General features: G+C 29.1%; 12 protein-coding genes. 4 read left to right on the plus strand and 8 right to left on the minus strand.

Annotated elements, in window-relative coordinates:
- Position 1 precedes the first annotated feature (1 nt).
- The 3 genes from SY27_RS14785 to SY27_RS14795 are packed head-to-tail and all read right to left on the minus strand — an operon-like array spanning position 2 to position 3,485.
- Entirely contained in the window at positions 2 to 1,333 is a 1,332-nt protein-coding gene (locus tag SY27_RS14785; protein WP_045971680.1) for a (Fe-S)-binding protein, read from the minus strand.
- Positions 1,334 to 1,339: 6 nt separating this feature from the next.
- Positions 1,340 to 2,305, minus strand: a complete 966-nt coding sequence (locus tag SY27_RS14790; protein WP_045971682.1) for an MlaD family protein — start codon at positions 2,303 to 2,305, stop codon at positions 1,340 to 1,342.
- Between the two features lie 34 nt (positions 2,306 to 2,339).
- Entirely contained in the window at positions 2,340 to 3,485 is a 1,146-nt protein-coding gene (locus SY27_RS14795) for an N-acetylmuramoyl-L-alanine amidase (RefSeq protein ID WP_082084372.1), read from the minus strand.
- A gap of 64 nt (positions 3,486 to 3,549) precedes the next feature.
- On the opposite strand from SY27_RS14795, the gene SY27_RS14800 reads away from it, so the two are divergent.
- The 3 genes from SY27_RS14800 to SY27_RS14810 all read left to right on the plus strand — a co-directional run bounded on the left by SY27_RS14800 (position 3,550) and on the right by SY27_RS14810 (position 7,249).
- On the plus strand, positions 3,550 to 6,291 hold the full coding sequence (locus tag SY27_RS14800) for a putative LPS assembly protein LptD (protein ID WP_235270996.1): 2,742 nt from the start codon (positions 3,550 to 3,552) through the stop codon (positions 6,289 to 6,291).
- Positions 6,292 to 6,339: 48 nt separating this feature from the next.
- Positions 6,340 to 6,720: a RidA family protein gene (locus SY27_RS14805; protein ID WP_045971684.1), complete on the plus strand. Its 381-nt coding sequence runs from the start codon at positions 6,340 to 6,342 to the stop codon at positions 6,718 to 6,720.
- A gap of 82 nt (positions 6,721 to 6,802) precedes the next feature.
- Entirely contained in the window at positions 6,803 to 7,249 is a 447-nt protein-coding gene (locus tag SY27_RS14810; protein WP_045971685.1) for a cytochrome c oxidase assembly factor Coa1 family protein, read from the plus strand.
- A 25-nt stretch (positions 7,250 to 7,274) separates the two neighbouring features.
- Here the strand turns inward: SY27_RS14810 and SY27_RS14815 are convergent, their stop codons facing one another.
- A complete protein-coding gene (locus SY27_RS14815; RefSeq protein WP_045971687.1) occupies positions 7,275 to 7,736 on the minus strand; it encodes an Lrp/AsnC family transcriptional regulator in 462 nt (153 codons plus the stop codon).
- A 115-nt stretch (positions 7,737 to 7,851) separates the two neighbouring features.
- On the opposite strand from SY27_RS14815, the gene SY27_RS14820 reads away from it, so the two are divergent.
- A complete protein-coding gene (locus SY27_RS14820; RefSeq protein WP_045971689.1) occupies positions 7,852 to 8,373 on the plus strand; it encodes a GNAT family N-acetyltransferase in 522 nt (173 codons plus the stop codon).
- Positions 8,374 to 8,631: 258 nt separating this feature from the next.
- Here the strand turns inward: SY27_RS14820 and SY27_RS14825 are convergent, their stop codons facing one another.
- The 4 genes from SY27_RS14825 to pfkA form a co-directional block, all read right to left on the minus strand.
- Positions 8,632 to 9,024, minus strand: a complete 393-nt coding sequence (locus tag SY27_RS14825; protein WP_045971691.1) for a methylglyoxal synthase — start codon at positions 9,022 to 9,024, stop codon at positions 8,632 to 8,634.
- Between the two features lie 40 nt (positions 9,025 to 9,064).
- Entirely contained in the window at positions 9,065 to 9,916 is an 852-nt protein-coding gene (locus SY27_RS14830; protein ID WP_045971694.1) for an N-acetylglucosamine kinase, read from the minus strand.
- 166 nt (positions 9,917 to 10,082) lie between these two features.
- Positions 10,083 to 11,093, minus strand: a complete 1,011-nt coding sequence (gap, locus tag SY27_RS14835; RefSeq protein ID WP_045971696.1) for a type I glyceraldehyde-3-phosphate dehydrogenase — start codon at positions 11,091 to 11,093, stop codon at positions 10,083 to 10,085.
- 36 nt (positions 11,094 to 11,129) lie between these two features.
- The gene (gene pfkA, locus SY27_RS14840; protein WP_045971698.1) at positions 11,130 to 12,116 is read right to left on the minus strand and encodes a 6-phosphofructokinase; all 987 of its coding nucleotides are present in this window, start codon (positions 12,114 to 12,116) and stop codon (positions 11,130 to 11,132) included.
- Positions 12,117 to 12,134 lie beyond the last annotated feature (18 nt).

Below are 12,134 nucleotides of genomic sequence, written 5' to 3' on the forward strand. Positions count from 1 at the left end.
TTTAATCTTCGTTTTTCCAGTTTAACCTATCCATTTGATTATATTGCCAAGGCGCTCCATTGTTTTCAATGTTTGTCATCATATTATTCAACTCCATTGGAGCTGCACTTTGTTCCATTACTAAATAACGTCTCATATCCATAATAATAGATAAAGGACTAATATTTACAGGACATTCTTCAACACAAGCGTTACAAGAAGTACATGCCCAAAGCTCTTCTGGCGTAATAAAATCATTTAATAAAGACTTTCCGTCTTCAACAAAAGTTCCTTTATTTGCATCAATATTTTTTCCTACTTGTTCTAGTCTATCACGTGTATCCATCATGATTTTTCTAGGAGAAAGCTTTTTCCCTGTTTGATTTGCAGGACAAGAAGAAGTACAACGTCCGCACTCTGTACAAGTATAAGCATTTAACAACTGAACCCAATTTAAGTCTTGCACATCAGAAGCTCCAAATTTTGCAGGCACAGCATCTGGATTTGCAGGAGCTGCAAACGGATCAACCGATGGGTCCATCATTAATTTTACTTCGTTAGTAACACTTTCTAAATTATCAATTTTTCCTTTTGCATTTAAATCTGCAAAATAAGTATTTGGAAAAGCTAATAGGATATGCAAATGCTTAGAAAAATATAAATAGTTTAAGAACACTAAGATTCCTGAAATATGTAGCCACCATGCTGCTCTTTCAATTAGAGCCACAACATTATTATCAATACCATTAAAAATTGGAGCTATAAATTGTGAAATTGGAAATGAACCTGCTTGATGGTAATGACCAAATCCGCCTTCAACAAATTGCAAATGTAAATCAGCAGCATTCATTAATAAGAATAATGACATCAACACTAATTCAAAATACAAAATGTAATTAGCATCATTTTTTGGATATCCTTTCATTTCTGGTTTCCAAAATCGTTTTAGTTTTATAACGTTTCTTCTTACCCAGAAAATAATAATAGCTATTAATACTAAAAATGCTAAGATTTCGAATGAACCTATAAGTATATCATAAAATCCTCCTAAAAATCTAAAAACTCTATGTGTTCCAAAAAGACCATCAATGATAATTTCAAGTACTTCTAAGTTTATAATTATAAATCCTAAATAAACAATAATATGCAATATTCCGGCAACAGGTCTTTTCACCATTTTGGATTGCCCAAGAGCAATCATTGCCATGTTTTTCCAACGAGCTGAAGGATTATCTTTTCTATTTACGTTTTGACCTAATTTAATATTTCGAATTAATTTTTTTACATTTCGAGCAAAATATCCTATTCCTGCTATTAAAAGAATGGCAAATAAAATGTTTGGTAAAATATTCATAGTAAATTAGTCTTTTATCTGTTCGTTTTTATCATTAATTTCTGGTGCAACATAAGGTTTGTTTTTCTTTCCAAAAACCGAGACATTTACATAGCGAGTAGGATGTAGTCTTAAATCTTGCAACAACAATTCTAATTCTTTAGAAGCATTAGTAAAGTTTGTGTACATGGCTTCATCTTTCATTAGTTTCCCCATTGTTCCCTTTCCTGCTTCAATATCGGTCATTATTTTATCTACATTAGCTAATGTTTTTTCTAAATTCTTAACTGTTTCACCTAGATTTGCTTTTGCTAAGGAATCAGACATTACTGCAAAATTTGCTGTTGTTTTGTCTAGATTTGTAAATGAAGCATCTAATTTATTTTTATTATTAGCTAATAAATTATTCAAGTTTTTAGAAACACTACTAAACTCTGTTAATGTTTTATTTAGCTCTGATAAACTGTTTTTTAAATCTGCTTTTGCTTTTTTATCTAGTATTTCATTAAAGTTTGAAAATAACACATTTGCATTTTCTAATAATAGATTAACTTTATCTTTTAAAGGTACTATCTGTTTTGCAAAAGCATCTGTTAATCCTAACTTCGATGTTGCTTTAAGATATTCACCAGACGCTATCAAATTTGAATCATCATCATTTGGAATAATAATAATTTCTTTTCCTCCTAATGGCGATGAACCTGTTAATTCTGCAATACTTGATTTTGATATAGGATAATCTGAAGTAATTGATAATTCTACCAATACTTTTCTATTTTCTAAAAAATCATATTTATTTACTCTTCCTACTGTAACTCCTTTTATTTTCACAGATGAAGAAGGTTCTAATCCTTCTACAGAGTCGTAAATAACATATATCTTTTTACTTGCATCAAATAAGTTTTTACCTTTTAAAAATTGATATCCCCATATAAAAAGTAAAATTGAGGAAATAACTAAAATTGCGGTTTTAATTTCTCGTGTCAGTTTCAAAATAAATTATTTTTAACAAAAATAAAACTTTATTTTATTTAATCGCATCAGATAGGTTAATTTTTACTCCATCTTTATAAGCAACAACAAAAGCAGATTTATAGCCTTTTGCTTTTGCTTCTTCTACTCTTTTTTTAGCTTCATCATAAGATGATTCATTTCCGTAAAAATATTTATATAGTTTTCCTACATGTTCCACACTAATATCTTTCAATCCTTTAAAGTTTGAAGGGACTGTTTTTATATTTGAATTACTTGCTGATATTTGAACTTTAAATTCAATTTTAGATTTTATTTCTTTTATTTCACTAGCAGCTGATGTATTCCCTTCCACTTTTTTAACCTCTGTTTGTACGGTTTTAGGAACATTACCTGTTGATGAAACTTTAAAGTAATCTTTTTTATAAGATAGAATTGCATCTGCAATGGCTTTTGCAATTTCATTCTGACCTGTTTCTGTATTTAAATAAGTCCCTTCTACTTTATTTGACAAAAAACCTATTTCAATTAAGACACCAGGCATATAAGATGCGTCTAAAACCCATAAAGGTGCTTGCTTTACTCCTCTACTTTTCTTACTTAATCCATTTTTAAAATTATCTTCAACAAAAGCAGCTAATTCAATACTTTGATTTAAATATTCTTCTTGTAAAATTTTAAGTCCAATTAAAGATTCTGGTCTATTTGGGTCAAATCCTTTATAATTTTCTTTGTAATCATCTTCTAAAAGAATTACAGAATTTTCATTTTTTGCTACTTCTAAGTTTGTTGTACTTCTACTTAATCCCATAACGAAAGTTTCTGTTCCAAATGCTGAATAGTTTTTTGCTGCGTTACAATGAATTGATACAAATAAATCTGCATCTTCTTTATTGGCGTTAATTGCTCTATCTTTTAATTCAACAAAAACATCTGTTTTCCTTGAATATACAAAGTCGAAATCTGAATCTTTACTTAAATACTCACCAACTTTTAATGTCACTGCTAAAGCAATCTTTTTTTCAACAAATCCATGATGTACATTTCCATAATCTTTTCCTCCATGACCAGCATCTAAAACTACTTTAAATTTTGATTTTGATTGAGAAAAAACCATCATACTTTGAAGTACTAATACAATAATTACTAGTACTTTAAATTTATTTTTTATTTTTAGAAAACAACTTGTTTTGTTTAGCATCGTTATAATTTTATTAAAAACTTATTTTTGCAAAAAAATATATGTAAGTTTGACACTTCAAAAAGTGAGCCAAATTTATACAAAAATACTATTATTAGTGTTGCATACAAAGTTATTTTATATCGTTTTTTTAGTCCTTTTTCTAATAACTGGAAAAACGACTATCTATTCTCAAGAAATAAAGACAAAAAAAACTTTTGAATCTGGGAAAAAAACTGTTCAGTTAAATGAAAGTGGAGCAATCATTGTTAATGATTCCGTTAAAAAAACGACCAATAATAATCCTGAAGAGATTACTATAAAAAATGACAGTATTAAAAAGAAACCTTTACTTGAAGGAATTGTTAAGCGAAAAGCAAAAGATTATGAAAAGGCTAATCAAAAAACAAAAGAACTTACACTTTATAATGAGGCCGAGTTATACTATACTGATATTGAATTAAAAGCTGGGATAATTATTCTAAATTATGAAAAGAATGAGGTTTATGCTGGTAGAATAAAAGATAGTTTAGGAAATTACACTCAGTATCCTGTTTTTAAACAAGGAGAAAACATTATTGAACCTGATTCTATTCGATTTAATTTTAAAACAAAAAAAGCTTTAGTTTGGAATTCTAAAACAAAGCAAGGAGAAATGAATATTTTAGCTGAAAAGTCTAAAAGAGAGAATGATTCTGTTTACTTTTTAAAGAATGCAAGAATAACTACTTCTAAAAATGTTCTTGATCCTGAATATTATTTTTTAGTTAGAAAGGTAAAATTTGTTCCAAAGAAAAAAGTAGTAGCTGGATTTACTAATTTGTATATAGCAGATGTTCCAACTCCTTTATTCTTGCCTTTTTCTTATTTTCCTATGACAGAAGAAAGTACTTCTGGTTTTATTGTTCCAACTCCTGGTCAATCTAATCAACAAGGTTATTTTCTACAAAATGGTGGTTATTATTTTGCACTTAGTGATTATTATGACTTAGCAATTTTAGGTGATTATTACACAAATGGTAGTTATGGTTTGCGTTTTGAAAGTAGCTATGCTAAACGTTATAAATATAATGGACGCGTTAATTTTAGACTTGAAAACAATATTCAGAGCGAGAAAGGATTACCTGATTATCTAAGATCATCTCAATACAACATTCAGTGGTCGCATAGCCAAGATGCAAAAGCTGCTGCAAATTCTCGTTTTTCAGCATCTGTAAACCTTGGAAGTAGTCAATATTTTAGACAATCTGTTAATTTAGCTAATGTTGGTTCTAGTTTAAATAACAACTTAAGTTCGTCTATATCTTATTCAAAAACATTCCAAACGATACCACAAATTAACTTTTCATTATCTGCAACACATAATCAAAACACAAATACAGAATTAATTAATATGACTTTACCAACTCTACAAGCTAGTGTTGATCGTATTTTTCCTTTTGCTCCAAAAGACGGAATTAAGAAAGGTTTTTTTAAGAATATTAATTTCCAATACAATTTAAGAGGAGAAAATAGAATTACAACCGCAGATTCTCTTTTCTTTAAACCTCAAATGTTTAGAGATGCTAAAACAGGTTTTCAACACTCTATTCCAATTAGTACAAACTTTAAATTGCTCAACCATTTTAGTGTTACAACTAGTGCAAATTACAATGAAGTATGGACTTTAAATACTGTAGAAAAGTCTTTTAGTTCTTCTGAAAACAAAATAATTACTGAAGATGTTAAAGGGTTTGATGCATTTAGAACTTATAATTTCAGTGCTAATTTAGGAACTACCATTTATGGAACATTTGACTTTGGGGAAGATAAAAAAATTCAAGCCATAAGACATGTCATGAGACCAAATATATCTTATAGTTATGCTCCAAGTTTTGAAAAATACTATGACACTTATGCTATAGATGCAACTGGAAATACAATGAGTGATTATACTCGTTTTGAAGGTGGACTTTTTGGAGCTCCAGGGAAAGTTTATGCAAGTAGTGTTGGTTTCTCTCTTAGCAATTCCTTTGAAGCAAAAGTTAGAGATGATGAAAGCACCACCGGAAAGCCTAAAAAAGTAATGCTTTTAAATAGTTTAAACATTGCAACAACATATAATTTAGCAGCCGATTCTTTAGCTTTAGCTCCATTAAGAGTAAGTGGTGGTACATTATTATTCAAACAAAAAATGAATGTCAATTTTGCTACTACTCTAGATCCGTATGCAATTGATAACTCAGGAACAAGAATTGAGCGTTTTAATATTGATAATGGTGGAAGTTTATTCAGAATGACCAGTGCAAACATGACGGTTAATTATGCTTTTTCAAGTACTGATTTTAATAATAAAGGTAATACTAACGCTTCTAATCAGACCGCTCAAAATGGTGGTAGACAAGACGATCTATTTGGTATTGGTTCAAATCTAAATGATAATAGAGAAAGTCTTTTTAACAAAGATGACGAAGATGAAGATGAAGACACAAGCGATGAATGGTATAATACCAAACTGCCTTGGGATTTAAACTTAGCGTATTCTGTTACATATAATAATCGAAATAGAGAAAATGAGATTGGATCACATTCTTTAATGATGTCTGGAAATATTGAAATGGCTCCTAGATGGAAAGTTGGATTCTCTTCTGGATATGATTTTAAACAAAAAGGAGTCACTTTTACACAACTACGTTTTGAAAGAGATTTGGAAAGTTGGAGAATGAGTTTTAACTGGGTTCCTTATGGAACAAATAGTTATTGGGGTTTCTTTATCGGAATAAGTTCTTCTGTTCTTAGTGACATTAAATGGGAAAAACGTCAATTACCAGATAGAGTTTTTAGGTAATTTTCCATACTTAAAAATGAACAATATTTATTTATAAAAAGTATTCTTATGAAAAAAATAATTTTTACAGACAAAGCTCCAGCTCCTATTGGCCCATACAATCAAGCTGTTTTAGTAGGAAACACACTATATACTTCAGGGCAAATTGCTATTAATCCCGCAAATGGTGAATTAGTTTTAGATAATATTGAAACTGAAACTAAACAAGTAATGGAAAATATGAAAGCTGTTTTAGAAGCTGCTGAAATGACATTTGAAAATGTAGTAAAATCGACTATTTTTATTAGTGATATGAATGATTTTGCTAAAATAAATGGTATTTATGGTCGTTATTTTGATGAGAAAACAGCGCCAGCAAGAGAAACAGTACAAGTAGCATGCTTACCAAAAAATGTTAATGTTGAAATTTCAATGTTAGCAATTAAATAATCATGGAATAAGAATATAAAATTGAATCCTATCATAAAAATTGATAGGATTTTTTTATAGTAATAATTTAAAAAAAGTAGTAATGAATAATCAATTAATTATTGAACAAAACTGGTGGAAAAGAAATTGGAAATGGTTTTTACCAACACTACTTTTCTCTATTTTAACTGGACTCTTCTTAGCATTGAGTATTGATGGAAATGCAACTGATATTGCTCAAGCGTATTCTGATAATTCTCTTTATGAAAAAGCAATTGAAAAAGCTAGATCAAATGAAAGAGTTTTAGAAATAATTGGAGATATTAAACCAATTGATAAACTAGCCTTTATTGAAGGAGATGCTATTTATTCCAACAACAATAGTTCGGTAGCACTATCGCTAAGAATAGAAGGCAGTAAAAGAAAAGGGAAAATAGACATTATTGCTGATAAAAATGGAACAAAATGGGAGTATAAAAAAATTAACATTAGAATTAAAAATCCTAAAGAAGAAATTCAAATTTTAAAAGATTCTATTGAAGTACATTAATATTATAATTCCAAATTTTTTAATTTTATACTATTACACCATAATCCATTTTCACATTATCCATTACCACATGAGTGTAAAAATGCTTTAGATTTTTGTTATCCATAAGGTGTATTTTTTGAAACTCTTCAAAATGTCGCATATCTTTTGTGTGAGTGATTAATACAAAATCATACGTTCCTGTTACATAATAACATTGTGAAACTTCTTTGCAACTTTTCATCGCAATTTTAAACTCATCTATTGCTTTTGAATTTCCTTCATATAATATAACATCAATGATACATGTTATTCCAATACCTATTGCTTCAGGAGAAATTATAGAAATATCAGCTTGAATAACATTTTCATTACGCATTTTTGTTATTCTTCTTTGAATAGCACTTTGGCTCAAATTGATTTTATGGCTAAGTTCTTCTGTTGTGATTTTATTGTTTTTTTGAAGAAAACTTAATATTTTTTTATCATACTCATCCAATAAACGCATAATTTAATCATTTAGCTTTTAAAATTACATTTTTTATTGTGATATAGTACATATTTTGCGCAAAATAATCAATATTAAACCTATAATTTTGCGTTATAAATAATTTAGAAATATAATGAAAATACAAAATAGTACTGTAAATGACATTGAAGATATCAGAAGATTATATGATGAAGCAATAGCTTATCAAAAAAACAAAAAAGGTTTACCATGGCAAATTTTAGCAAAAGAAATTATTGAAATGGAAATTATAGAAAACAGACAATGGAAATTAGTTATTGATAATGAAATTGCTTGTGTTTGGGTAACTACTTTTTCTGATCCAGAAATATGGGGAGAAAAAAATCTTACTCCTAGCGTTTATCTTCATAGAATAGCTACAAATCCAAAATTTAGAGGACAAAACGTTATTTCTAAGGTTATTAATTGGGCTAAAGAATTTGGAGTTCAAAATAAAAAAAGCAAATTACGTTTAGATACTGCTGGAATAAATCCTGGATTAATAACAATGTATGTGAAAAATGGTTTTAAGTTTATAGATATAACTGAAATTGGAAATTCTGAAAAATTACCAACTCATTATCATAATGTGCCTATTTGTTTATTTGAAATAACATTAGATACAGCCTTTTTATAGTAAGCAATAATATGACATTATTTTTTACTGACTTAATTAGGTCTGGATTAATAATAAATCTATTATCTATGTTTCCACTTAATGGAGAAAAAGATTAAGATTTTTTATTAGCCAGTACTGCATATATTATTTATGACATACTTTTAGGTACACTTCCTATTATTAATTGGTTCTATTATTTGCGGTATTATTACATAGCTATAGATTGAATAAAATGCAAAAAATAAAGAATGCTGAGTAGATTTTATTTTAAATTTATTATCTATTTTTTATTTCATCTAATCCTAATAACAAAAGTTGAGCTGTCGCTTCATTTGTTGCTAATGGAATATTGTGGACATCGCAAATACGAATTAACATAGAAATATCGGGTTCATGTGCATGACTTGAGTTTGGGTCTTTAAAAAATAGAACCATTTTAGTTTTACCTTCTGCTACTCTAGCCGCAATTTGAGCATCTCCTCCTAATGGACCTGAAAGCATTTTTTTTACTTTAATTCCTACGCTTTCTACTCTGCCGCCTGTAGTTCCTGTTGCTATTAGTTTTATATTTTCAGCTAATAAGATATTTTTATTCTTGTTTAGAAATTGTACCATGTCGGCTTTTTTCCCATCGTGAGCAATAACTGCTATTTCAAATTGTTTTCCCATAATTCAAAGGTAAAAAAACCACGTTTATACGTGGTAAAATTTATTTATTTAAAATGTGATATGCTATTAAACCGTCAATAGGTCTTCTTAATACATTACCTATACTAATTCCATATTTTTTCAGCATTTCAGTAAGTTCATCTTTTAAATAAAAAGCGATTGAGCCTACAAAATGAACTGGAATTTCTTTGCAATTTTCAAATTGCATGATATAATTTTCTATAAATTCTTGTAATTCTTCTTTTATAAATTTTTTACAAAAATCTGTATCTTTATGTTTTATTAAAAATTTTGCAAATGTTGCCAAATAAGCATTTGGATTTGGTTCTTTATATAAGTTAGCTTTGATAAAGTCTGGATCTACATTAAACTCTTTTTCAAATTCTTTTGCCATTTCTAATGGCATGTTATTAAAATAATAACCTCTTATTAAGTGTCTTCCAAAACGATTTCCACTACAATCATCCATTGCAATGTAACCTAATGATTGTACTTTTTGATGCAGTACTTGTCCGTCAAAATAACTACAATTTGATCCTGTTCCTAATATACAAACAATTGCTTTTTCGTTTTTAGGTGTAGTAGCATAAACGGCTGCATAAGTATCTTCATGTACAGAAACTATTGCATTTGAAAAATAGTCCTCAAAAACTGTTGCTAAAAAGTTTTTCATTCTATCTGTTCCACAGCCTGCTCCATAAAAGTATAAATGAGTTGCTTTTAATTTATTATGAGAAATATCAAATTTATTCTCTAATCTAGCGATAACTTCTTCTTTAGTTAATACTTCTGGATTTAGCCCTAAAGATTGCGTGGTAAAAATAACTTTTCCATTATCGTCAATAGCTATCCAATCGGCTTTTGTGGAGCCACTATCTACAAGTAGTTTCATTTTTTTAGTTTTATTATGTAATTAGCCCTGATAGAGCCATTGTTGGAGCTCTTTTATTTTGGCTGAAAGTTAAAAATAAAAAGCGACTGGCGAAAGCAGGAAATTGCTTTAAATAAAAAATCTTACTTAAATATAAGGATTAAGTAAGATTTTTGTTGTATTCATTTTATTTTACAGCCATTACATGTGCTGCTAAATCTAATAATTTTGATGAATATCCATATTCATTATCATACCATGATACTATTTTAAAGAATGTAGAATTTAATCCGATTCCTGCGTTTGCATCAATAATTGATGTACGTGAATCTGAAACAAAGTCTTGTGAAACTACTAAATCTTCTGTATATCCTATGATTCCTTTTAATTCATTTTCTGATGCTTTTTTGAAAACAGCCATTATTTCATCATAAGTTGTTTCTTTTGCCACTTTAACTGTTAAATCTACACATGAGACATCTGCTGTTGGCACACGCATTGACATTCCTGTTAATTTTCCGTTTAATTCTGGAATTACTTTTCCTACTGCTTTTGCTGCTCCTGTTGAAGCTGGAATAATGTTTAATAAAGCTGCTCTTCCTCCACGAAAATCTTTTTTAGAAGGTCCATCTACTGTTAATTGTGTTGCTGTTGTTGCGTGAACCGTTGTCATTAATGCTTCTACAATTCCAAAATTATCATTAATTACTTTTGCTAAAGGAGCTAAACAATTCGTTGTACATGATGCATTTGAGACTATTTTATCTGACGCTTTTACTTTATCATGATTAACTCCAATTACAAACATAGGAGCATCGGCAGATGGTGCTGAAATGACTACTTTTTTTGCTCCACCATCTATATGTAATTGTGCTTTTTCAAGTGTTGTGAAAATTCCTGTACATTCTGCAACTACGTCTACATCTATATTTGCGTCATCCCATTTTAATTGTGCTGGATCTTTTTCGGCTGTTACTCGAATATATTTATCATTAACATATAATTGTCCGTCTTTAACTTCTACTTTACCATTAAAACGACCATGAACTGAATCATATTTTAATAAATAAGCTAAATGATCTACATTTAATAAATCGTTAATAGCTACTACTTCTATATTATCTCTATTTATTGATTCTCTAAATACTATTCTTCCAATTCTTCCGAATCCGTTTATTCCTAATTTTATTTTTGACATATTTATATATTTATTTTGTACTTTTTATGTGATTTTTTATGTTGTCATTATATCTGACACTCTTAATAATTCTGTATCTATTGCCGTATGGCCTTTTATAGCTTGCTCTAATGGTGTTAGGGCTACTTTATCGTTTAATAATCCAACCATGAAATTAGATTTTCCATCTAATATAGATTCGACTGCTTTTACGCCTAATCTTGAAGCTAATACTCTATCAAAACATGATGGTGATCCTCCTCTTTGCATGTGACCTAAAACAGATACTCTAACATCATATTCTGGTAAATTTTCTTCTACATAATCTTTTAGTTCGAATACATTCTTTCCTATTTTGTCTCCTTCGGCTACGACAACAATACTTGAAGATTTACCTGATTCTTTACTTCTTTTTAATGATTCTAATAGTCTTTCTAGTCCTAAATCTTCTTCAGGAATAAGAATTTCTTCTGCTCCAGCTCCAATTCCTGTATTTAAAGCAATATGTCCTGCATCTCTTCCCATTACCTCAACAAAAAATAAACGGTTATGTGAACTGGCAGTATCTCTAATTTTATCTATTACTTCTACTACTGTGTTTAATGCTGTATCATATCCTAATGTATGACTTGTACCAAAAATATCATTATCAATGGTTCCTGGAATTCCCATTACAGGAAAATTATATTCACTATTAAATACTTCTGCTCCTGTAAATGATCCATCTCCACCAATTACTACTAATGCATTTACTCCTGCTTTAATAAGGCTCTCATGGGCTTTTTTCCTTCCTTCAACTGTCATGAATTCTTTTGATCTAGCTGATTTTAAAATGGTTCCTCCTTTGTTAATTATATTATTAACAGATCTAGGTCCTAATTCTTTAAAATCGCCTTCAATCATACCTTGATAGCCTCTATATATACCTAAACATTCTATATTGTGAAACGCACAGGTTCTTACAACTGAGCGTATTGCTGCATTCATTCCTGGTGAATCTCCTCCAGATGTGAGGACACCTATCTTTTTAATGTTTGATGTCATTTATTATTTATTTATTGT

The organism is Flavobacterium sp. 316, assembly GCF_000967805.1.
Classification (GTDB): domain Bacteria; phylum Bacteroidota; class Bacteroidia; order Flavobacteriales; family Flavobacteriaceae; genus Flavobacterium; species Flavobacterium sediminilitoris.